This window comes from Streptomyces sp. NPDC054866, from assembly GCF_053610745.1.
On sequence record NZ_JBSGZA010000008.1, the window covers coordinates 158,451 to 179,053 of the forward strand.

Sequence of the window (20,603 nt, forward strand, 5' to 3'; positions counted from 1 at the left end):
AGTAACCGCCGTACGCATTCACGCCCACCCCCGGAGGAACCCGTGCCCGCCACCGATCCGCCCCGACGCAGCAGCGCCCTCGCCCTGACGGCGCTGCTCGTCACGCTCGCCGCGGTTCCAGCCGCCGCCGGACAGCCCGGCGCAGATCGAGGCGGCGGCGCAGGGCACTGCGGGTCATCGGCGAGGCTGAAGGTGCCGGGCGCCGAACGCCAAGAGGTCGCCTGCCTCGACGAGTTGACCACCGCGGGGACGGTTTCCTCGGGCCACACCGACCCGGCCGACTGGGCGGGCCTGACGCCCGCCGGGCTCACGACACCGCGCGGCGTGCCCGGCATCCAGATCGACGGCTACTTCCCCGACAGCTCGGCGACCAACACCAACCACGGCTGGAAGCACGACGCCCAGTTCGTCATCCGCCTGCCCGACCGCTGGAACGGCGGCCTCGTGGTCGCTGGCACACCCGGCGTCCGTGAGCAGTACGCCAACGACCGCGCGATCGGCGACTGGGTGCTCTCCCAGGGCTACGCGTTCGCCTCGACCGACAAGGGCAACACCGGCGCCGCCTTCTACCGGCACGGGGCCGAGCCGGGCGACGCCATCGCCGAATGGAACACACGCCTCACCCAACTCACCCGCGCCGCCCGCGCCGTGGTCGCCCAGCGGTACCACCGGCCTCCCGCGCGCACGCTGGCCACCGGCATGTCCAACGGCGGATACCTGGTGCGCTGGCAGTTGGAGAACCACCCCGAGCTCTACGACGGGGGAGTGGACTGGGAAGGCACGCTGTGGCGGACCAAGGGGCCGAATCTGCTCGACTTCCTGCCGCCCTCGCTGCGCGCCTATCCGACCTACGCTGCGGGTGGTGAAGGAGCGGACAAGGCCCGTCAGGAGATGGTCGCTGCCGGGTTCCCCGCCGGTTCGGAGTTCCTGTGGCCCTATCACCACCAGGTCTACTGGGACCTGACCCAGCGGATCTACCGCGAGGAGCTCGACCCGGGTTACGACGGCGCGACCGAGGCCGGAACTCCCTTCTGCGCACCGGGGACACCGGCGTGCGACGCCGACTACGCGTACGCGTCCCGGCCGCGGGCAGTCCGCGACGCCGTGCGGAAGATCGCCCTGACCGGACGCATCGGCAAACCGCTGATCACCTTGCACGGCACCCTCGACGTCCAACTGCCCATCAGCAAGGACTCGGACGTCTACGCGAAGATGGTGCGGGGCGCGGGCCGCGGCGGCCTGTTCCGCTACTACCGCGTCGAAGGCGGCACGCACGTCGATTCACTCGTCGACACGTTCCCCGACAAGCTGCGGCCTCTGGTGCCCTGCCACCGTTCCGCCTTCACGGCCATGGAGGCCTGGCTCGACCGGGGGAAGCAGCCGCCGCCCAGCCGGACCGTGCCGCGTCCGGATACCGCCGACCCGGCAACTCTCCTTGCCCGATGCCGCCTTACCGGGCAGTAATTTCGGCCAACCCTGGGCAGGGACCCGCGCGCCGGAAGGCAAGCTTCCCGAACGGCCAGCCAGAAAAGGCCGAGTTGACCTAAGATCGCCACGCTCCCCATTCGTAAGGGAGTTCGGTGCGTTCGGGGAGGGTTCGTTCGTCGTGGTGAAGGTGTGCAGGATCGCCGGGGCAAGTGGGGCGTGGTGAGCCGTCTCAGGCGCGGGTCCGTGGGCCGCGAGGCCGTGGTCTGGCTGATGGCCGTGGTCCTCGCGATCGCGGGCGCGGTGCTCGCCGCACTGGATGCCGCGGCGCAGTGGCGGCAGGTCCTGGCCGGCGGCTGCGCCGCGGTCGCGGTGCTGCTGCTCGCCTGGGTGCTGCTGCTGGTGCGGCAGTTGTCCGCCGAGCGGGCCGACCGCGCCCGGCAGGAGCGCCTTGCCGCGGCCCGGGAGGCCGAGGTCACGCACCTCGCCGGTGTGCGGCTCCCGGCGATCGCGGAGCGCGTACGCGCCGGGCAGCGCCTTGAGGGTGTGCCGGGGCCGTTGGCGGCGCCCGCGGAGACCGGTGAGCAGTTCGCGCGGGCCCTGTCCGCCGTGGCCGTCGCCCTGGGGTCGGACGAGGCGGTGCGCCGCGAGCGCGGACTGCGCGACTCGGTACAGGCCGCGTTCGAGTCCGTCGCGCGCACCATGCACGCCATGGCCACCGTGCAGCAGCAGGTGCTCGACCGGGTCGAGCGCTCCATCGACGACCCGCACCTCATGGGCGAGGTGATGAAGGCCGACCACGCGGCGGCACAGATGACCCGCAAGGCCCAGACGCTCCTCGTCATGTGCGGGATCTGGCCCGCCCGCAGGGAGACACGGCCGGTCTCGCTGTACGACTGCGTACGCGGCGCGCAGTCGCGGATCGTGGAGTACAGCCGGATCGAGGTGCACGGCGGACAGACGCTGTACGCCGTGCCGCCCGCGGTGGAGGGGCTGATGCACGCCATCGCCGAACTCCTGGAGAACGCCACGGTGTTCTCCCCCTCGCGCTCCCAAGTCGTCGTCACCATCCGCGAGGTGGGGGCCGGAGCGGTCCTGGAGATCGACGACGCCGGGCTCGGGATGCCGCCGGACGTGCTGCACCGGGCGATGGGCCAGCTCCGCGACGACCAGGACCTGGCCCGCCTCGGCGCGGTGCCGCGCCTCGGCCTGGCCTGCGTGGGCCGCTGGAGCCGGGAGCTCGGCTTCAACGTGGAGCTGAGCGGGGCCTCGGCCTACGGCGGCACGCGTGCGGTGACGTTCGTGCCGTTCCGTCTGCTCACCGAACCGCCCTCGCGGCTCACGGGATCCCACCGGGCGGGCATCCAGACGGCTCCGCCGCAGCAGGCCGCCGATCCTGAGCCCGCGGCCGTCCCCGTACGGCAGCCGATGGTTCCCGGCGGGTCGCCGGAGGACGTCGACGCGCGGACGCACGACCAGCACGGCCAGCAGGATCAGCACGACCCCGCCGCACACGAAGAGTTCTCCGTCCGGGCCGCACCGGGTGCGCCTCCCGCGCGCGAGACACCCGCCGGTCTGCCCCGGCGGCGGAACCGGCGCCAAGCGGCCCCGGGAGCTCTCCACCGGCCGGTCCCGGAGCAGCGGCAGGCACCCCCCGCCGCACCCACGGCCCCCTGGACGCCGGAGGCGGCGCGTGCGTCGATCGCCAGCGTGGTGTCCGGTTCGCTCCGTGGCCGCGCGGCCCTCGACGCCGAGGCGGCACAGCCCGCGGAGCGGGAGGCGAACCCGTCGGCGGAGCCCCGGCCGGCCGCGGCACCGACCCAACCCCCCACCCCTGACGAGCACTTCGGAGGCCGGCAGTGACCGGAATCATCACCCCCCTTCCCGACCTGGGCTGGATGCTCCGCCCCCTGATCGAGATCCCCGGGGTCCGGCACAGCGTGGTGGTCTCCGAGGACGGCCTGCGGCTCGGACACGCCTCCGCGGAGAACCTCACCGGCCCGGTGGCCGACCTCAGCGTCGCCGAAGCCGAGTCCCTCTCCGCGGCCTGTGCGGCGATGACCATGACGGGCCGGTCCACGACCGCGCTGCTCTTCGGATCCGGCGCCGGCGTACGGCAGTTGATGCTGGAGTCCGACCACGGCTTCGTGCTGTTCACGCACGCCGGTGTGGGCGCGCACCTGGGGGTCGCCACCGACCTGGAGGCGGACGTCGGCCTGGTGGCCCAGCAGATGCAGCTGCTCGTGGTGAAGATCGGCTCGCACCTGAGCAGCCAGCCGCGGGATCCGGCCGCCGCGGCGTCATGAAGGAGCCTCGGCCGGAGGAGCCGACGGCCTCGGCGATCCGCCCGTACGTGATCACTCGCGGGCGGGCGGCAGCCGACACCGAGGCGCTGGCCTGGGAGTCCCTGGTGATGGCGACGGACGCGGCGTTTCCCGCCTCGCTCCAGCCCGAGCACCAGACCATCCTGGCGCACTGCCAGGGGCTCCTCTCGGTGGCCGAGGTGGCCGCCCACATCGGCCAGCCCCCCTCGGTCGTACAGGTGCTGCTCTGCGATCTCCTCGAATGGGGGCTCATCGTGACCCGCCCGCCCGTCCCCCCGGCCGAACACACCGATGTGACCATGCTCAGAAAGGTCCTCCATGGTCTCGAAAGCCGCCTCTGACGCACCAGCACCGGCACCGGCCCCGCGGCCCGCCGGTTCCGGGAAGTACCTCACCTCCAGCGTCGCCGGCGCCGCCAAGATCCTGGTCGTCGGGCCGCTCGGGGTCGGCAAGACCACCCTGATCGGCACCGTCTCGGAGATCAAACCCCTGTCCACCGAGGCCGTCATGACCCAGGCGGGCGCCCGGGTCGACACCGTCGTGGCCGGCGGCAAGACGACCACGACCGTGGCCCTCGACTTCGGCCGGATGACCATCGACGGCGAGCTGGTGCTCTATCTGTTCGGCACCCCGGGCCAGCAGCGATTCCTGCCCGCCTGGCGGGACCTGGCCAAGGGCGCGCTCGGCGCTCTGGCCCTGGTGGACACGCGTGACCTGGAGGCGTCCTTCGACGCCCTGGGCAACCTGGAGGAGCTCGGGCTGCCCTTCGCGGTGGCCGTCAACATCTTCCCCGGCAGCCCCCAGCACACCGCCGACGACCTGCGCGCCGCCCTCGACCTGCTCCCCGGCACCCCCGTGGTGACCTGCGACGCACGCGACCCCGCGTCCTCGGTCCGGGCCCTGATCGCTCTCGTCCAGCACCTCATCCACGTCGCCACGGAGACCTCATGACCTCGCCCCACGCCGCGGCCGGACCGCCCGCCCGCTGCCCGGTCACCGGAGCCCCGGCGCCGGCGGCCGCGCTGCACGGACCCGACCTCGACGGCGACGCCATGCCCGCCCTGTACGAGCAACTGCGCCGCGACCACGGGCCGGTGGCGCCCGTCGCCATCGCCCCCGGCGTCGACGCCTGGCTCGTCATCGGCCACCGCGAAGTGCTCCAACTGACCCGCGACGAGCAGGACTTCTCGCACGACCCGCGCCGCTGGAGCCTGCTGCGGGAAGGCCGGGTGCCCGTCGACTCACCGATCCTGCCCATGGTCGGCTGGCGCCCTGCTCTGCTGTTCGCCGACGGACAGCAGCACCGCAGGATGCGTGCCGCCGTCTCCGCCGCGCTGGCCGGGATCAACGGCCACGAACTGCGGCGCTCCGTGCGGGCCGCCGCTGAGCAGGTGATCGTGTCGTTCGCGGAGCGCAGCGAGGCCGACCTGGTGGCCGACTACGCGCGCAAGCTGCCGATGCGCGTCATCACCGCGCTGCTCGGCGTGGACGACCAGACCGGCCGCCACCTGGTGGAGGCCGTCGCCGGAACCGTCGCCGCCACCGCCGACTCCGCCGACGCCAGCAAGCGCATGGGCGCCATCCTGCTCCAGCTGATCGAGGAGAAGCGGCGCCGCCGCGGCAACGACATCACGTCGGCCCTGCTGCACCACCCGGCCCGGCTCACCGACGAAGAGGTCCTGCACAACCTCGTCGTCATGTTCGTCGCGGGCAACCAGACCACCGTCAACTGGATCGCCACCACCCTGCGCATCCTGCTGTGCGACCCGCAGTTCCGCTCCTCGCTGACCGGCGGCCACCTCAGCGTGGACGACGCACTCGACCTGGTCCTGTGGCGCTTCCCGCCCACCCAGAACTTCCCCGCCCGCTACGCCACCCGCGACATGACCTTCGGAGGGCAGTCCGTCCGCACCGGCGACATGCTCATCCTCGGTCTGGCCGGCGCCAACGCGGACCCGCAGATCCTCCCGGACGACGGCACACCGGTCGTGGGCAACCGCTCGCACCTGGCCTTCGGCGCGGGCCCGCACATCTGCCCCGCCCAGGACCCGGCCCGGCTCATCACCCGTACCGCCGTGGACACGATCCGCCACCGCCTTCCCGACCTCGAACTGGCCATTCCGCAGGACCAGCTCGAGTGGATCAAGTCACCCTGGAGCAGGGGACTCGCCGCGCTCCCTGTCCGCTTCACCGCCCCTGTCCTGTCACAGCATTCGGCACCCTTGCCGCAGGCCCAGGCCGTGCTCTGACCCGCCACCCCGTCAGCCATCGGCCGCAGCCGACCCGCCCCTCGATCAGGAGAGCCCGTTGAACACGTCACCGGTGAACACCGACGCCGCAGCAAGCAGGCCGCACCGCTTCGACCCGGCCGGCGGCTGCCCGCACGCGGACAACGCCCGGCTCCTGTCCCGCGGCGCCGTCACGCCGGTGGTGCTGCCCGGTGACGTACAGGGCATGGCGGTCCTCGGCCATGACGCGCTCAAGGAGTTCCTCGCGCACCCCGATGTCGCCAAGAACGCACAGCACTTCGCCGCGCTGCAGGCAGGCGAGATAGCCGACGGCTGGCCCCTGAAGACGTTCGCGACGGTGCAGGGCATGACCACCGCCGACGGCACCGACCACCGCAGGCTGCGCTCCCTGATGGGCAAGGCGTTCACCGCGCGCCGGGTGGCGGAACTCCAGCCGCGGATCACGGCCCTGACGACCGAGCTGCTCGACGACCTCGGTGCGGCCGCCGCCGACGACGGCGTGGCCGACCTGCGCAAACACTTCGCGCTGCCGCTGCCCATGGGCGTCATCTGCGAACTCCTGGGCGTGGACGCCGAGTACCACGACCGGCTGCACCACCTGTCGAACCAGATCGTCGCCACCGACATCGGCCCCGAAGAGGCGATGGCCGCCAACCGCGAGATGGTGGAAGTCCTCGGAGCGGTCGCCGCCGCCCGCGCCGCGAGCCCCGGCGACGATCTGACCAGCGCCCTGATCGCGGCCCGTGAGGAGAACGGCGACCGGCTCAGCCCGCACGAGCTGCTCGGCACCCTGATGCTCACGATCATCGCCGGGCACGAGACCACGCTGAACCTCATCACCAACGCCGTACGCGCCCTGTGCACCCACCGGGAGCAGCTCGCCCTGGCCCAGACCGGCAAGGTGAGCTGGGCCGACGTGGTGGAGGAGACCCTGCGCTGGGACAGCCCCGTCAGCTACTTCCCCTTCCGCTACCCGACCCGTGACCTCACTCTCGACGGCACGGTCATCCCCAAGGGCACCCCTGTCCTGGCCGGCTACTCCGCGGCGGGCCGCGACAAGCAGGCGCACGGCCCCGACGCCGACCGCTTCGACATCACCCGCGACAACACCACCACCCGGCACCTGTCCCTGGGCCACGGCGCGCACTTCTGCATGGGCGCACCGCTGGCCCGCATGGAGGCCACCATCGCCCTGGAGCAGCTCTTCGGCCGCTTCCCCGACCTCGACCTCGCCGTCCCGGAGCCCGAACTGCCCCGCCACGCCTCCTTCGTGGGGAACAGCGTGCAGAAGCTTCCCGTGCGCGTGGGTGCCCGGCGGCCGTAGCGGGTCAGGCCAGGACCTTCGCCTTGGCCTTCTCGTACTCCTCGGTGGTGATGTCGCCGTTCTTCCTCAGCTCGGCGAGCCGCGCCAGCTCGTCGACGTGACCGCCGCCCGGCCCTGAGCCGGCCGCCTTCTGTACGTAGGCGCGGAACGCCTGCTCCTGCTCCTTGGCCTGCGCCACATCCCGCTCGCCCATGCTGCGGCCGCGGGCGATGAGGTAGACGAGGACGCCGAGGAAGGGGAGGACCAGCACGAAGATGAGCCAGCCCGCCTTCCACCATCCGCTGAGCGTGTGATCACGGAACAGGTCGGTGATCACCTTGAACAGCAGGAAGAACCACATGATCCACAGGAAGAGGTACAGCATCGTCAGGAAAAGATTCAGCAGCGGGTAGTCGTCCACGGCGGATGCCCCTTTCACGGAGTCCGCGAGGTCGCGGAATCACTTCCGGTGAGTCAGGCATATCGCCGAAAAGGGAGTCCCGCATCTCGGGCCGCGGGGGCTTCTGCGATCACGGGCCGCGAGGATTCCGCCATCACGGGCCGAGACGGTACTCGGCGCGGTCCTGCCAGCGTGTGCCGTCCCAGGCGATGAGGTGGACCGCGCGGACACGGCAGCTCAGCGGCAGCAGGGGCTCCAGTTCGGCCTGCAACGCGTCGTACGCGGCGTCCTGGGTCGCGGGGCCCTCACTGTTCGCGACCGTCAGATGCGGGGCGAGCGGGGGGTCGAAGATCCCTCGGTAGGGCACGGCCTCCGGCCAGAGCGCGGTGAGGTCCTTGGTCAGGGCGGTGACCGGGGCGTGCGGCCACGGGTCGAGGTAGAGCACGCCGGGATAGCGGGCGAACTCGGCGAAGGTCAGGGTGAAGGCGTCGTGCCCGGCGAAGAGACCGGACAGTTCGCGGCGGGCAGCGGCGTCGAGGCGACTCTCGTGCACGAAGGGGTAGAGCACCGTCACATGGGCCGGGAACCCCGCCCGGACCAGCGGGTCGGCTTCGGGGACCTTGATGGTGAGCGCGGTGTCACCCGGTATGTCCGGCCATCCGTCCTGCGCGGGGTCGCGCTCGGCGTCCTCTTCATCGGCGTTCATCACGCACCATGATCGCACCGGGCGGTGATCGCCTCCGTCGCCGCGGAATGGGCGGGCCTGCGCAGGGGAATGGGGTGGGCCTGCGCGGGGGAATGGGCGGGCCTCCGCGGGAGTTCGATCAGACATGACGAACGATCAGCGCACGATCACGATCACGAACCCGGACACCCTCCACGACCCGACGCCGTTCGGCTACAGCCACGCCGCGTCGGCACCCGGCGAACTCGTCTTCATCGGCGGCCAGTACGCCTCCGACGCCACCGGAGCCCCTGTCCCCAGCGCCTTCGACGCCCAGGTGGACCTGGCCTTCGACAGGCTGCTGTCGGCCCTGGAAGGCGTCGGCCTCGGATACGAGCACGTGGTCAGGCTCGGCACCTTCATCGTCGACCACGACCTGGACAAGCTGGAGGCCCTGGGCAAGGCGCTGCACGCCCGCTTCGGCGACCGGCTCCCCGCGCAGACGCTGAGCGGTGTGGCCTCGCTCGCGCTGCCAGGAATGCTGTTCGAGGTGGATGCGGTGGCGGTACGGCCGTGAACGCCGCCCTCCTCGTGATGGACGTCCAGCGGGAGATCGTGGACCTCGCCGACGACGGCTCGGGATATCTGCCGCGCCTGCGCCGTGCGATCGACGGCGCCCGCGCGGCGGACATCCCCGTGATCTACGTGGCCATCGCGTTACGACCGGGCTATCCGGACGTCAGCACCCGCAACAAGGCGCTCACGGCAGTGGCGCGAGCGGGTCTGCACATCGAGGGCGAGCCCGGCACCGAGATCCACCCCGACATCGCGCCTCGGCCGGGCGACACCGTGGTCACCAAGCGGCGCGGGAGCGCGTTCTCGGGCAGTGACCTGGACCTGGTGCTCAGGGCGCGCGACATCAACAACCTCGTTCTCACCGGCATCGCCACCAGCGGCGTAGTGCTGCACACGGCGTGTCACGCGAACGACCGGGACCTCGGGCTCACCGTCCTGTCGGACGCCTGCCTAGACCTGGACCCCGAGGTGCACGAGCTCCTGATCGGCAAGCTCTTCCCGCAGTGGGCGGAGGTCATCGCAGTCGAGGAGTGGCTCAAGGGCATCGCGCCGCAGTAGCGCCGCCTGCTCAGAACTTCAGACCTTCAGACCTTCAGGACTTCAGACCTCGGTGACGGCCGTCAGCACGACGGCCGAGTCGGCCAGCGCGGTCAGGCCGTGACGCTCGTGCGGGATGGGCGCGAACTCACCCTCGCCCAGTTCGAGCGTGTCGCTCGCAGTGGTGAGCCCGACCCGCCCGCGCAGGACGAACAGGGTCGCGGCCGTGGGCGTCTCGTGCTCGCTCAGCTCGTGTCCGCTGATGAGCACGATGAGGCTCTGCCGCAGCGGACCGTCGTGCAGGAGCAGCTCGGCACTGCGCCCGTGCGCGGAGGCGCGGGCCTTCTCGAGGTGCTCTCCGACGAGGGCGTAGAGGTCGGCCACTGTGGGTCCCTTCGACGGAGGGCGGACGGGCGTGTGCGGACACGGGTGTGTGGATACGGGTGCGCGGACACGCGTGTATGGACACGCGTCCCCAGTGTTCCCTTTGCCCGCGTGCCCCGCATCCGGCGGCCGGAACCTGATCACCCGATGGTGGCGTCCTTCCAGCCACGCGACGCTCACGGCCGGGGAGCGGGGGAGACAGGGGAGCTGAGTGGAGCGGGTGGACAGCGGGGCGGCGCCGGAAACGCGGAAACCGCGCTGGCGGCGGTGGCCGGGTCGCGGCGCCCGGCTCCGGTGGGGCGTGGACGCGAAGGGCAGGTCGCCCTGGACGCGCGGCCGGGTTCTCGCGGCGCTCGCCGTCCTGACCGCAGCCCTGCTGGCGTTCCACTCAGCCGTGCCCAACGCCGTCGGCCGCTTCGGCAGCCTCCTTGAGACGTTCCTGCCCTGGCTCGGCCTGACCGTTCCCCTGTTGCTCGCCCTGGCCCTGCTGCGCCGATCGGCCCTGGCCCTGGTGGCGCTGCTGCTGCCGGCGGTCGCCTGGGGGATCCTCTTCGGCGGGCGGGTGACCGCCGGGGACGAGGGCGGCCACGACATCACGGCCGTCCAGCACAACGTCAGCGACGTGAACACCGACCCCGCGGGCACAGCACGCGCACTGAGCGACTCCGGCCCGGATCTCATAGCCCTGGAGGAGCTGACGCCGACCGCGCTACCGACGTACGAGCGGGAGCTGGCCCCGGAGTATCCCTACCGGGCGGTGAGGGGCACGGTCGGCCTCTGGTCGAAGCATCCGCTGACGGAGATCAATGCGGTGGACATCAGGCCGGAGGGGGTCGGAAAGGACTGGAACCGCGGAATGAGGGCGCGAGCCCGTACGCAATGGGGCGATGTAGCGGTGTACGTCGCCCACTTGCCCTCGGTACGCGTCCAGTGGCACGGCTTCAGCTCCGGGCGACGGGACGAGAGCGCGCGCCTGCTGGGCGACGCACTGGCCGCCGAGAAGCTGAAGAAGGTGATCCTGCTGGGCGACCTCAACGGCACGGCGGACGACCGCAGCCTCGCCCCGGTCACCACACGTCTGGACTCGACGGGACGAAACTACTTCGCCTTCAGCTGGCCTGCCTCCTTCCCCGTCTCCAGGATCGACCACATCATGACGCGCTCGGCAACCGTCACCCACGTCCGTACGCTCCCCGCCACAGGCAGCGACCACCTGCCCGTCACCGCCGGTATCACCCTCGGCCCCTGATGCGGCTCGGCGGTGCTCCCTCTCCGAGAAGGCTGCCTCGGTTGCAGTCTCGGATGTCCGCGTGCTTCCGAACTCCCTTTGTTCAGCGTTACGTTGATCTCGTCTCTTTCTCGCGTTGGGGGGAGCGCGGTGTTCGGCCGTCATACGGCGGCCGAGCGGGCGCTCGGAAACCGAGAGGAGGAGATATGTCAGAGCGCGAGTCGTCCAAGCGGACAAAGGCGGGACGGGATCTGGCTTCACGCATCACGGCGGCCCTGGTGGGCCGCGCCCTTTGGGTGGTGATCGTGGAGTTTTTCCGGCACGGCCTCTGAGGGCCTGAACAGCCCTGGGCAGCGTTCAGCGGCGCCCCTTGGTAACCCCATGCCAAGGGGCGCCGCGCTGTCCGGCCGTGAGCCTGCCCCCGGTGCCTAGATGAAGCTGACGTTCTGGGCCAGGGCGAGGCGGCCCGAGTAGTTGATGGTGTTCGTGGCCGGGCGCATGTACGCGCGCCAGGCGTCGGAGCCCGACTCGCGGCCGCCGCCCGTCTCCTTCTCGCCGCCGAACGCGCCCCCGATCTCGGCGCCGGACGTGCCGATGTTGACGTTGGCGATGCCGCAGTCGGAGCCCTCGGAGGACAGGAAGAGCTCGGCCTCCTGCTGGTCGCGGGTGAAGATGCTGGAGGAGAGACCCTGCGGGACGTCGTTGTGCAGGGCGATGGCCTCCTCCAGGGTGTCGTAGGTGAGCACGTACAGGATCGGGGCGAACGTCTCCTGGCGTACGACATCGGTCTGTTCGTCGACGCGGACGACGACCGGTTCGGCATAGGCGGCCCCCGGCGCCGCGTCCGCAAGGCGCCTGTTGCCGCCGGCGAGGATCTTGCCGCCCTGCGCCTGTACGCGGGCGAGAGCGTCCTGCATGCCGTCTAGGGCGGCCGGGGAGATGAGCGGGCCGACGAGGGTGTTCTCGTCGAACGGGTCACCGATGGGGAGCTTGGTGTACGCGGCCGTCAGGCGCGCGACGAGGGCATCGGCGATGTCGCGGTGGACGATGAGGCGGCGCAGCGTGGTGCAGCGCTGGCCCGCCGTGCCCGCCGCCGCGAAGACGATGCCCTGCACCCCGAGGTCGAGGTCGGCCGACGGCGCCACGACCGCGGCGTTGTTGCCGCCGAGTTCGAGCAGGCTGCGCCCGAACCGGGCCGCCACGCGCGGGCCGACCTCGCGGCCCATGCGGGTGGAACCGGTGGCGCTGACGAGCGCGACGCGCGGATCGTCCACCAGCCGCTCGCCCACCGCACGGTCGCCGAGCAGGAGACGGTGTACGTCGCGGGGCGCGCCGGTCTCCTTCGCGGCCTGGGCCAGCAGCCGGTCGCAGGCCAGCGAGATCAGCGGGGTGAGCTCGGACGGCTTCCAGACCACGGTGTCACCGCAGGCCAGCGCCACCGCCGTGTTCCACGACCACACCGCTGCGGGGAAGTTGAACGCGGAGATCACTCCGACCACGCCCAGCGGGTGCCAGGTCTCGGCGAGGCGGTGGCCGGGGCGCTCGGAGGCGATGGTGCGGCCGTAGAGCTGGCGAGAGAGGCCGACCGCGAAGTCACAGATGTCGATCATCTCCTGGACCTCGCCGAGCGCTTCGGAGCGGATCTTGCCCGCCTCGATCGTGATCAGGTCGGCCAGGTCGCTCTTGTGGTCGCGCAGCAACTCCCCCAGACGGCGAACGAGTTCACCGCGGCGCGGGGCCGGCGTGGTGCGCCAGGTGAGGAACGCCTCGCGGGCTGCGGCGATGGCGTCCTCGGCGTCGGCGGCGGTCGACGCGGTCAGGCCGAAGAGGTCCTCGCCCGTGATGGGCGTACGTGCCTGGAAGTCGCCGCCCTCCGGGACGCTCACGCCGATGCGCCGCAGGCTCGTGCGGGCGCGGGTGCGCAGGTCGTCCGTGGCGGGCAGGGCGGTGGTGCCGGTCATGATGCTCCCTGGGTGAGGCGAGGACTGCGGGGCGGGGGTGGGGTCAGTGGTGGGTGACTTCGATGTCGAGGCCCAGTTCGCGGCCGACCTGGGTGATCGAGAGACTCTGCTGGTGTCCGTACAGGGCGTACGGGTCGAGGACCTCGCGGCCGATGGCCCCGGAGAGCCAGTCACTGTCGTACGCGGTGCCTTCCTGCTCGGTGTTCCGGGAGCCCTCGCCGCTGAGGTTGGACTGGAAGATGCCGGCGGCTGAGCGCGGCAGGAAGTCCTCGTAGACGACGGGGTCGGCCCGCACCCAGCCTCGGCGCTCCAACTCGCCGATGGTGGAGGGGGGTTGGGTGCCGTCGTGTGGACGGTCAGGTGCGGCGCGGTAGGTGAAGTAGGCCAGCTCCTGCGCGGCGAGCTCGCGCTCGGTGGCGGGCACGTGTGCGGTCCACAGGGCGCGGGCCACTTCGGTGCGGTCGGCCGCGGGGCGCCGGGCGGTCTCGGCGTCGGCGAGGGTGAGCAGGCGGTCGTAGAGCGCGCGGCCCGCCGGGGTGAGGGCGATTCCGCGGGCCTCGACCTCGCCGAACCGCACCCGCAGGGCGCCGCGGGTCACACTGCCGTCGGCCAGGCGCAGGGCGCGCGGTTCGGCGAGGGCCCGGAAGGACGTCTGGCGCAGCAGCAGGTCGGGCCCCTTCCAGCCGGGCGGGCCCTGGATGGTGTCGATCATCTCGATGCCCCGGTCGGTCATGCGCCGGTACAGCTCGTCGATGTCGAGGACGCGTGGGGTGAGGTGGTTGATGTGGGTGGAGCGGACGCCCCCGATGTCCGCGGCGACCGCCGATACCCTTTCCAACTCCTCGTACCAGGACTTGTCGATCGGCTCGGCGGACAACTCGAAGGCCTGGACGGCGAGTTGGAGGAAGCGTTCGGCATCCGCCTCGGGCAGTTCGCACTCGGCCTCGGCACGATCGGCCAGGGCGAGCAGCTCCGGAGGGAACAGCTCGCGCCCGGCCAGGAACGTCTCAAGGCGGGAGCGCAGCTCGGCGTCGAAGAAGCGTGGGTCCGCGGGTGTGAGGAGTGAGGTGAAGACCCGGAAGGGGTTGCGCGCCAACTCTTCGGCGTCCACCGGGCGGAACGCCGTCGACACGACAGGCACCGCGCTGGCGGCCGCCTCCCGCAGGTCGTAGAAGCCGACCGGGCGCATGCCGAGCGCGCCGAAGATCCGGGCGACGTGGCGCAGTTCGGTGGGAGTGCCCACGCGGATGGCGCCGTGCCGCTCCGCCGTGACCCGGCTGATGGAACCGAGCCGTTCGGCATCGGCGCCCTGCGCGCGCAAGGCGTCCTCGTTCACTTCGTGCGAGACGTCCACGAGGGTGTTGTAGGCCGGGACTTCCCGTCCGTACATCTCCGAGAGCCGGGCGGCGAAGGCGGCTCGCAGCTGCCACTGGCTGATCATGGAAGGTTGCCTTTCCGACGTCGAGAACGGGGAGGGGTCAAACGATGTGCGCCTCGGGGCGGATCGCGGCGCCGGCCCGGAAGCGGTCGGCGCTCATCGGCGCGATGTCGACGCACGGCTCGCGTTCCAGATGGAGATCGCGCACGACCTCGCCGACCGCCGGGGCCTGGAGGAAGCCGTGCCCCGAGAACCCGGTGGCGTAAAGGAAGTTGGGCAGTTCGCCGGAGCGGCCGATCAGGGCGTTGTGGTCGGGCGTGACCTCGTACAGGCCCGCCCAGCCGTCGGCGATCGGCATGGTGGCGAGGGCGGGGGCGCGACGGCGTACGACGTCCTGGAACAGGTCGAGCCACTCCGGGGTCCACGTGGTGTCGAAACCGTCGGCCTGGCGGGGATCGGCGAGGCCGAAGAGCAGCCCGGCGTCGCTGTTGTGGAAGTACGCGGACGAGGTGAAGTCAATCGTGAAGGGGATGCGCGGAGCCGTCGGCGAAAGCCGTTCGGTGAAGGCCAGTTGGCGGCGCACCGGCCGGACGGGAAGGCCGACGCCGACCAACGCCCCGATCTGCCCGGACCAGGCGCCCGCAGCGCAGATCACGGTGGAGCAGGCGACGGTGCCGCGGTCGGTGTGCACGGCACTGACCCGGTCGCCGGTGGTGTCCATGCCGGTGACGCGGGTGTGCGTGGCGAAGCGGACGCCCGCCCGGGCCGCCGCGTCGGCGTAGCCGTGCACGACGAGGCCGGGTCGGGCGTGCCCGTCGGTGGGGGAGTGGACGGCGGCCACCAGGCCCTCGGTGCTCAGATACGGGCAGAGACGCCGGGCCTCGTCGGCGTCGATCATGCGGCTCGGCACGCCCAGGCTGTTCTGGAGCCGCACGCTCTCGGTGAACTCCGCGACCTGCCGCTCGCCGGTGAGCAGGAAGAGGTAGCCCACGGTGTCCAGGCGGATGTCGGCGCCGGGCCGGTGGGGGAAGTCCTGGAAGGCGCGCAGACTGCGGCGGCCGAGCTCGATGTTGAGCGGGTCGGAGAAGTGGGCGCGTACGCCGCCGATCGGTTTGCCGGAACTGGCGCAGGCGAGTTCGCCGCGTTCGACGACGACGATGTCGCACACCCCCGCCTCGGCGAGGTGGAAGGCGATGGAGGCGCCCATCACGCCCCCGCCGACGATCACGACATCGGCGGTCGGCGGGAGGGTGCGGAAGGCGGAGGCGGAGGCGGAGGCGGGAGCTGTGGGCGGACGCGGTGACGAGGACAAGAGAGGCCGATCCTTTCCAGAGGCCGACGTCCGGAACAACGGACCTGAATAGGCGTCAGTTCGCGGGCAGGGCATGGCCGTCAGTAACTTGCTCAGTAACTCGCGGGGCGCTGATCAGCTGGCTGCCCGCCATCGTGACGCAACCCAACCGTTGACGTCCATGAACAGATCCTGCTCCTGATCATTGACGATCTCTATACGGTCGACTGATGATGGTGGCCTCATGGACTGGACGAGCTCCCAGCTGCGGTCCTTGGTCGAGCTGACCCGGCGCGGCACCATCACCGCCGTGGCGAAGTCCCTGGGCTACACCCCCGGCGGCGTCTCCCAGCAGATCGCCGCGCTGGAGAAGGCCGCGGGCACACCGCTGCTGCGCCGGGTGGGCCGCCGGGTCGAGCTCACCGACGCAGGGATCGCGCTGGCCCGGCACGCCGAGCGGATCCTGGCCACGGAGGCCGAAGCCGTCGAGGAGCTGGAGCGCGGTCGCGGCACGGTCTCCGGCACCCTGCTGGTCGGCCTGTTCGCCACGGCCGCCGCCGAGATCCTGCCGCCGGCCCTGCGCCAGGTGCACGCGGCCCACCCCGAACTCGCCGTGCACAGCCGCGACATGGACGTGGACGAGGTGTACGACGCCGTCGCCTCGGGAGGCGTCGACCTGGCGCTCGGCCTGGACTACCCGGACGTGCCCATCCCGCGCGACGCCGCTCTGCGCGTGACCCGGCTCCACCGCGAGCGCTTCGCCCTGGCGGTGCCCACCGGCTGGATGGACGGCCGCGACCGCACCGCCCTGGCCGACACCCGGGACCTGGCGTGGATCCTGCCGTCCGCCGACAGCTACTACGGCCGCGCCGTACGCACCGCGTGCCGCCGCGCGGGCATCGAACCGGACGTGCGGCACGAAGTCACCGACACCGCGGCGACTTTGGCCCTGGTCGAGGCGGGCATCGGCGTGAGCACGGTGACCGAGCTGATGCTCGGCCTCCGCGCCTCACGCTTCGACGTGCTGCGGCTGCGCGAGCGGATCGAGCGGCACGTCGTCGTGGTGTGCCGCGCCTCCGCCGAACGGCGCCCGGCGGTGGCCGCCCTGGTGGACGTGTTGCGGACGGTGGCCGGGCAGCTTCCTCACCCCTGACGCAGGGTCAGGACCAGATCGCGCGGCAGACCGTGGGTGTCATGGAGGTAGTGGAAGTCCTCCTCGTCGAGCGGGCCTTGGAATCGGGGCCGGGCAAGAACCTGCCGCCCCCGCTCCAGGAGCAGCCTGAACCGCCGCTCCTCCTCGATCAGCACCCGCCGCACGTCGTGCGGATCCACATACTGACGGAAGTGGTCTGAGGTGTGCCGCACCAACTCGCCCGGCAGATCGGCCAGTTGTCGCGAGGGGTCGTCACGCCACAGCACGGTGAGGACGCGTCGTACGAGTCGGCGCAGGACGTAGCCGCGGCCGGTGTTGGCGGGGCGTACTCCGTCGCCGATCACCACCATGGCCGAGCGGAGGTGGTCGCAGACCAGTCGCAGGCTCGGCTGGTCCAGCTGCCACAGGCCCGGCACGAGGCTCCGCCAAGGGTCGAAGAGGTCGCACTCGAACACCGAGGTCCGCCCCTGAAGCAGCGAGGAGAGCCGTTCCAGACCGAGCCCGGTGTCGATGTTGCGCTGGGGGAGCGGCACGAGTGTCCCGTCGGCGAGCCGACGGTGGCGCATCATCACGTGGTTCCAGATCTCCACCCAGCGGTCGTCACCTGTCGGCGTGGATTCGGGCGGGGTGTCGCCGGTCCACAGAAAGATCTCCGAGTCGGGTCCGCACGGGCCGGTGGACCCATTGGGCCACCAGTTGTCCTCGACGGTGAGCTCCACCGGAACTCCGCGGTCCTGCCACAGGTCGAGGGAGGCGGTGTCGGGCCCGACCTGGCCGTCGCCGCCGAAGACGGTGACATGCAGCAGCCGCGGGTCGATGCCGAACCCGTCGGTGAGCAGGTCGTACCCCCAGTGGAGGCTCTGCTGCCCCTCGTAGTCGCCGAGTGACCAGGTGCCGAGCATCTCGAAGACGGTCAGATGGGTGGAGTCGCCCACCTCCTCCAGGTCCGTGGTCCGCAGACAGCGCTGCACGTTGACGAGACGCCTGCCGAGCGGATGGGGCCGCCCCTCCAGGTACGGGGTGAGCGGGTGCATGCCCGAGGTGGTGAACAGCACCGGGTCGCCGGGCGGGGGCAGCAGCGTCGAACCGGTGATCCGGCGGTGTCCGCGCTCCTCGAAGTACTCGACGAACGTGCGGACGACGTCTTCGGTGCTCAGTTGGGAGTTCAATCCGGTGTTCATGGGGTGGCTCCTTCGCAATCACAGCGGGGAGGCACCGGACGACAGGTCCGCGCATGGGAACCGGGGCGGGAACACCACGGAGACCACGAAAACACCGGCGGACCGTGTCCGGTCGCCGGTGGAGAGGGGAAGTACGTCAGGCGGCGGCAACCGGCGAGCTGGGCGCTCGCGCGGTCGCGGTGGTGTGTGGGCCGGTGACGTTCATGAGGCCGACGATAACGCGCGCGGATCAGGGGCGCACACGATTTTCGTCCAGGGAAAGCGGCAGCACCTCTCGCGCGAACCGCGGTGGGAGTGCGGGCCCGAGCAACCCCAAACAATTCACGGGCAACGCGACCACCGCCCGTCCTATCGTGTACCCCCGCCGCCCACGTCAGGGCGGCTCGACGGTTCGAAGGCCCAAGTGGGGAAGGCGGCGGAGTGCCGGACGCTTACGAGGTCATGCTGGACGCCGAGTTGAGCAAGGCGTTCGATGTGTGGTCCGGCTATCTGGACGCGCGCACGGGGGAGGCCCCCGAGGTTCGCGCGCAACTGCGCTGCATGTTGGGGTCGGCCCGTGCGGCCGGCGCGGCAGGCGACCCGGCCACCGCACGCGCCGTGGTGGCGGACATGTATGAGGTCGCCCGGGAGGCCGCCGCCGACCTGCCCTGGGCTCCCTCGCCGCCTCGCCCCTGCGAGGCTGACCGGCAGGCACGCGACTACGCCAAGGACACCTTGAAGCGGGCGCTTCCCGTGAACACGCAGGACCGTCTCGACCACGTTGCGGTCTCCCTCAGAGTCACGGGACGCAGGCTCCAGGCCGTCCCCGGCCTCGACGCGGCCACCCGCCAGGACATCCTCTACATCACCGCCCGCGCCGAGATGGCGCTCGACCTCGTCCACCTTGCCGCAGCGCGACGCGAACTCGAGCGCCTCGAGGCGCTCGCGCGACGTTGGGGGGTGGAGCGTTGAAGGGCTGCCCCTTACTGATCAGTGGCGTTGTTCGGCCTGCGGTGGCGCAGGTGCAGGACGGTACCGCCGGCCAGGACCACCGCGCCGGCACCTGCCAGGGCGCCGATCAGGCCGGCGCCACGAGAGCCCGTGGGTGATTCGGAGGCGGCGTTCTCGATGTCCGGGGTGGCGGCGCCGCCTCCGTGGCCTCCGTGCACCGCATCGGCCTTGGTGTTCTCCTTGCCCGCGCCGAGCGCGGCCACCGCGGCGCCGGACCGTTCGCCACCGGTCAGTCCGGTGACCTCGCCGTTGCCTCCGTCGAAGACCACGTCCGAGCAGGAGAAGAAGTTCTCCTGGCTGTCGGAGCGGATCCACTGGACGAACAGGATGTGCCGGCCGGTGCGTTCAGGCAGCTGCAGGTCCCAGTAGTAGTGGCCCGCCTCGCTGCCCGGACCTCCCTCCTGCGGCGGGTCCTGGACGGTCTGTACGTTCTCCAGGTCCGACCAGCCCAGGGGCTGTTCCGGGTCGAAGCCCTCCTTGGTGACGTACACCTTGAACTTGCCCGGATGGTGCGCCCAGTTGCTGTAGTTCAGCTCGATGGTGGCGCCGCCGGTGAGATGGGTGACGGGCCAGTCGGTGCGGGCGGCGTTGTACGGGGCGAAGTCGTAGGGGCTGCGGTCGCCGGCGCTGCACAGCGTGCCGTCCTCGACATAGCCCTCGCCGCGGCCACCCGCGTTGGAGTCGAGTACCGCGAACCAGTTGTAGAGCGGCGTGGTGCCCGCCTCCTGAACTGCCGCCCTACAGGCAGGGTTGGTCGGCATCTGGGTGGAGGAGTTGGCGAGCAGGTCCTTGTAGCACAGGTAGGTCCGCGACCCGGGCACCATGGCCACGCCGTGCGCGGCGGCCGTGCCGGGGACCGCGAGGACGGCAGCGGCGGCGATGCCCGTGGCGCCGGCGAGAGAGGCGAGGCGCCTGGCCCGCATCGAATTCCGTACGCGGGACCGGGCTCGGACGAGCGCGGGGGAGCGGGGAATGTTCATGGGAACGTCTCCTTCGGGGAGTTTCCGATGAGCGGCTCGCCTCGTAGTCGCCGCCGGGCGCGGATTGGTTGCCGCGACCTCGACGACCTCCCCTGCCGCCGGTTCACCCACCGGCCTCACGTCCGAATCAGTCATCGCCATCCGTCTCCGGCCTTCGTGACCGGCAGCGCAGCTCAGGGACGCTTGTGAGGGGGTGGGCGAAAACGATCGGGTTGACGTCAAATCCATTCGAATCTGCCATCGTGGCGCGCTATCGTGACCCGTCAGTCCACCTGGACTGTCGAGCCCCGCTAGGCAGGGGCCCACTCCTGTCCGGCCGCTGCAGCGTCGCTGCCCATTCAGAGATGTGAGTCCGGTGTGACCGAGCCGTACGGTGTCGAATCAGAACTGGTTGACCTCAGCGCGGTCAGCCCGGCCGACGCCCGCACCCTGGATGCCGCACTCGTCGAGGCATCGATGCAACGGCTGCTGAGTCGCATCGACGACCCGGCGAGCAGCATGGGTGGCTACAACCCGCAGCGCGACGAGTAGCGCAACCCGCAACGCGACGAGCAGCGCGATCGCGGCATGACCCCGGAG

Annotated in this window: 22 protein-coding genes; 14 read left to right on the forward strand and 8 right to left on the reverse strand. The window is 71.3% G+C overall.

The features are described 5' to 3' along the window. Positions 1–42 precede the first annotated feature (42 nt). The 7 genes from ACWGI2_RS33785 (at position 43) to ACWGI2_RS33815 (ending at position 7,322) form a co-directional block, all read left to right on the forward strand. A complete protein-coding gene (locus tag ACWGI2_RS33785; protein WP_453699603.1) occupies positions 43–1,464 on the forward strand; it encodes a tannase/feruloyl esterase family alpha/beta hydrolase in 1,422 nt (473 codons plus the stop codon). A 234-nt stretch (positions 1,465–1,698) separates the two neighbouring features. After that, positions 1,699–3,288 carry an ATP-binding protein gene (locus tag ACWGI2_RS33790; protein WP_453699811.1) on the forward strand — a complete coding sequence of 530 codons (1,590 nt, stop codon included), beginning with the start codon at positions 1,699–1,701 and terminating at the stop codon, positions 3,286–3,288. Next, positions 3,285–3,731 (forward strand): roadblock/LC7 domain-containing protein, encoded by a 447-nt coding sequence (locus ACWGI2_RS33795; protein ID WP_160502690.1) that lies wholly within the window; start codon positions 3,285–3,287, stop codon positions 3,729–3,731. Before ACWGI2_RS33790 ends, ACWGI2_RS33795 begins: the two co-directional genes overlap by 4 nt. Continuing rightward, positions 3,728–4,090 carry a DUF742 domain-containing protein gene (locus tag ACWGI2_RS33800; protein ID WP_453398475.1) on the forward strand — a complete coding sequence of 121 codons (363 nt, stop codon included), beginning with the start codon at positions 3,728–3,730 and terminating at the stop codon, positions 4,088–4,090. Before ACWGI2_RS33795 ends, ACWGI2_RS33800 begins: the two co-directional genes overlap by 4 nt. Further along, a complete protein-coding gene (locus ACWGI2_RS33805) occupies positions 4,068–4,700 on the forward strand; it encodes a GTP-binding protein (RefSeq protein WP_453699604.1) in 633 nt (210 codons plus the stop codon). Before ACWGI2_RS33800 ends, ACWGI2_RS33805 begins: the two co-directional genes overlap by 23 nt. Further along, positions 4,697–5,998 carry a cytochrome P450 gene (locus ACWGI2_RS33810; RefSeq protein WP_453699605.1) on the forward strand — a complete coding sequence of 434 codons (1,302 nt, stop codon included), beginning with the start codon at positions 4,697–4,699 and terminating at the stop codon, positions 5,996–5,998. The genes ACWGI2_RS33805 and ACWGI2_RS33810 overlap by 4 nt, the downstream gene beginning before the upstream one ends. A gap of 58 nt (positions 5,999–6,056) precedes the next feature. Further along, positions 6,057–7,322, forward strand: a complete 1,266-nt coding sequence (locus ACWGI2_RS33815; protein ID WP_453699606.1) for a cytochrome P450 family protein — start codon at positions 6,057–6,059, stop codon at positions 7,320–7,322. Between the two features lie 4 nt (positions 7,323–7,326). Here ACWGI2_RS33815 and ACWGI2_RS33820 read toward each other — a convergent pair whose 3' ends face one another. Both ACWGI2_RS33820 and ACWGI2_RS33825 read right to left on the reverse strand, forming a co-directional pair. Beyond that, entirely contained in the window at positions 7,327–7,722 is a 396-nt protein-coding gene (locus ACWGI2_RS33820) for an SHOCT domain-containing protein (protein ID WP_453699608.1), read from the reverse strand. A 133-nt stretch (positions 7,723–7,855) separates the two neighbouring features. Then, entirely contained in the window at positions 7,856–8,407 is a 552-nt protein-coding gene (locus tag ACWGI2_RS33825; RefSeq protein WP_453699609.1) for a 2'-5' RNA ligase family protein, read from the reverse strand. 124 nt (positions 8,408–8,531) lie between these two features. Here ACWGI2_RS33825 and ACWGI2_RS33830 point away from each other — a divergent pair, with 124 nt between their 5' ends. After that, positions 8,532–8,942, forward strand: a complete 411-nt coding sequence (locus ACWGI2_RS33830) for a RidA family protein (RefSeq protein WP_453699610.1) — start codon at positions 8,532–8,534, stop codon at positions 8,940–8,942. Next, the gene (locus tag ACWGI2_RS33835; RefSeq protein WP_453699611.1) at positions 8,939–9,499 is read left to right on the forward strand and encodes a cysteine hydrolase family protein; all 561 of its coding nucleotides are present in this window, start codon (positions 8,939–8,941) and stop codon (positions 9,497–9,499) included. Before ACWGI2_RS33830 ends, ACWGI2_RS33835 begins: the two co-directional genes overlap by 4 nt. Positions 9,500–9,541: 42 nt before the next feature. Here the strand turns inward: ACWGI2_RS33835 and ACWGI2_RS33840 are convergent, their stop codons facing one another. Continuing rightward, positions 9,542–9,862, reverse strand: coding sequence for a cupin (locus ACWGI2_RS33840; RefSeq protein ID WP_453398467.1), 321 nt, complete (start codon positions 9,860–9,862; stop codon positions 9,542–9,544). Positions 9,863–10,163: 301 nt separating this feature from the next. Between ACWGI2_RS33840 and ACWGI2_RS33845 the strand changes: the two genes are divergently transcribed. Further along, entirely contained in the window at positions 10,164–11,111 is a 948-nt protein-coding gene (locus tag ACWGI2_RS33845) for an endonuclease/exonuclease/phosphatase family protein (protein WP_453699613.1), read from the forward strand. A gap of 185 nt (positions 11,112–11,296) precedes the next feature. Continuing rightward, a complete protein-coding gene (locus ACWGI2_RS33850; protein WP_453699614.1) occupies positions 11,297–11,422 on the forward strand; it encodes a hypothetical protein in 126 nt (41 codons plus the stop codon). A gap of 96 nt (positions 11,423–11,518) precedes the next feature. Here the strand turns inward: ACWGI2_RS33850 and amaB are convergent, their stop codons facing one another. Genes amaB through ACWGI2_RS33865 form a run of 3 tightly spaced genes read right to left on the reverse strand, consistent with a single transcriptional unit; the run spans position 11,519 to position 15,741 of the window. Next, entirely contained in the window at positions 11,519–13,051 is a 1,533-nt protein-coding gene (amaB, locus tag ACWGI2_RS33855; protein WP_453699615.1) for an L-piperidine-6-carboxylate dehydrogenase, read from the reverse strand. A gap of 43 nt (positions 13,052–13,094) precedes the next feature. After that, complete coding sequence (hglS, locus tag ACWGI2_RS33860; protein ID WP_453699617.1) at positions 13,095–14,492, reverse strand: 2-oxoadipate dioxygenase/decarboxylase; 1,398 nt, start codon at positions 14,490–14,492, stop codon at positions 13,095–13,097. 37 nt (positions 14,493–14,529) lie between these two features. Next, positions 14,530–15,741, reverse strand: a complete 1,212-nt coding sequence (locus ACWGI2_RS33865) for an NAD(P)/FAD-dependent oxidoreductase (protein ID WP_453699618.1) — start codon at positions 15,739–15,741, stop codon at positions 14,530–14,532. 223 nt (positions 15,742–15,964) lie between these two features. Between ACWGI2_RS33865 and ACWGI2_RS33870 the strand changes: the two genes are divergently transcribed. After that, positions 15,965–16,873: a LysR substrate-binding domain-containing protein gene (locus ACWGI2_RS33870; RefSeq protein WP_453699619.1), complete on the forward strand. Its 909-nt coding sequence runs from the start codon at positions 15,965–15,967 to the stop codon at positions 16,871–16,873. Here ACWGI2_RS33870 and ACWGI2_RS33875 read toward each other — a convergent pair. After that, positions 16,864–18,054 (reverse strand): alanine--tRNA ligase-related protein, encoded by a 1,191-nt coding sequence (locus ACWGI2_RS33875; RefSeq protein ID WP_453699620.1) that lies wholly within the window; start codon positions 18,052–18,054, stop codon positions 16,864–16,866. The genes ACWGI2_RS33870 and ACWGI2_RS33875 overlap by 10 nt on opposite strands. 420 nt (positions 18,055–18,474) lie before the next feature. Here ACWGI2_RS33875 and ACWGI2_RS33880 point away from each other — a divergent pair, with 420 nt between their 5' ends. Then, positions 18,475–19,005 carry a hypothetical protein gene (locus ACWGI2_RS33880; protein WP_453699621.1) on the forward strand — a complete coding sequence of 177 codons (531 nt, stop codon included), beginning with the start codon at positions 18,475–18,477 and terminating at the stop codon, positions 19,003–19,005. An 11-nt stretch (positions 19,006–19,016) separates the two neighbouring features. Here ACWGI2_RS33880 and ACWGI2_RS33885 read toward each other — a convergent pair whose 3' ends face one another. Then, positions 19,017–20,024, reverse strand: a complete 1,008-nt coding sequence (locus tag ACWGI2_RS33885; RefSeq protein WP_453699622.1) for a lytic polysaccharide monooxygenase auxiliary activity family 9 protein — start codon at positions 20,022–20,024, stop codon at positions 19,017–19,019. 357 nt (positions 20,025–20,381) lie between these two features. On the opposite strand from ACWGI2_RS33885, the gene ACWGI2_RS33890 reads away from it, so the two are divergent. Continuing rightward, positions 20,382–20,555, forward strand: coding sequence for a hypothetical protein (locus tag ACWGI2_RS33890; RefSeq protein ID WP_160502675.1), 174 nt, complete (start codon positions 20,382–20,384; stop codon positions 20,553–20,555). Positions 20,556–20,603: the final 48 nt, after the last annotated feature.

Excerpts from the sequence above, each read along its gene's own strand:
- ACWGI2_RS33790 (WP_453699811.1), top strand. The coding sequence starts at position 1,699 with ATGGCCGTGGTCCTCGCGATCGCGGGCGCGGTGCTCGCCGCACTGGAT.
- ACWGI2_RS33800 (WP_453398475.1), top strand. The coding sequence starts at position 3,728 with ATGAAGGAGCCTCGGCCGGAGGAGCCGACGGCCTCGGCGATCCGCCCG.
- ACWGI2_RS33805 (WP_453699604.1), top strand. The coding sequence starts at position 4,068 with ATGGTCTCGAAAGCCGCCTCTGACGCACCAGCACCGGCACCGGCCCCG.
- ACWGI2_RS33810 (WP_453699605.1), top strand. The coding sequence starts at position 4,697 with ATGACCTCGCCCCACGCCGCGGCCGGACCGCCCGCCCGCTGCCCGGTC.
- ACWGI2_RS33825 (WP_453699609.1), bottom strand. The coding sequence starts at position 8,407 with ATGAACGCCGATGAAGAGGACGCCGAGCGCGACCCCGCGCAGGACGGA.
- ACWGI2_RS33830 (WP_453699610.1), top strand. The coding sequence starts at position 8,532 with ATGACGAACGATCAGCGCACGATCACGATCACGAACCCGGACACCCTC.
- ACWGI2_RS33850 (WP_453699614.1), top strand. The coding sequence starts at position 11,297 with ATGTCAGAGCGCGAGTCGTCCAAGCGGACAAAGGCGGGACGGGATCTG.
- amaB (WP_453699615.1), bottom strand. The coding sequence starts at position 13,051 with ATGACCGGCACCACCGCCCTGCCCGCCACGGACGACCTGCGCACCCGC.
- hglS (WP_453699617.1), bottom strand. The coding sequence starts at position 14,492 with ATGATCAGCCAGTGGCAGCTGCGAGCCGCCTTCGCCGCCCGGCTCTCG.
- ACWGI2_RS33870 (WP_453699619.1), top strand. The coding sequence starts at position 15,965 with ATGGACTGGACGAGCTCCCAGCTGCGGTCCTTGGTCGAGCTGACCCGG.
- ACWGI2_RS33875 (WP_453699620.1), bottom strand. The coding sequence starts at position 18,054 with ATGAACACCGGATTGAACTCCCAACTGAGCACCGAAGACGTCGTCCGC.
- ACWGI2_RS33885 (WP_453699622.1), bottom strand. The coding sequence starts at position 20,024 with ATGAACATTCCCCGCTCCCCCGCGCTCGTCCGAGCCCGGTCCCGCGTA.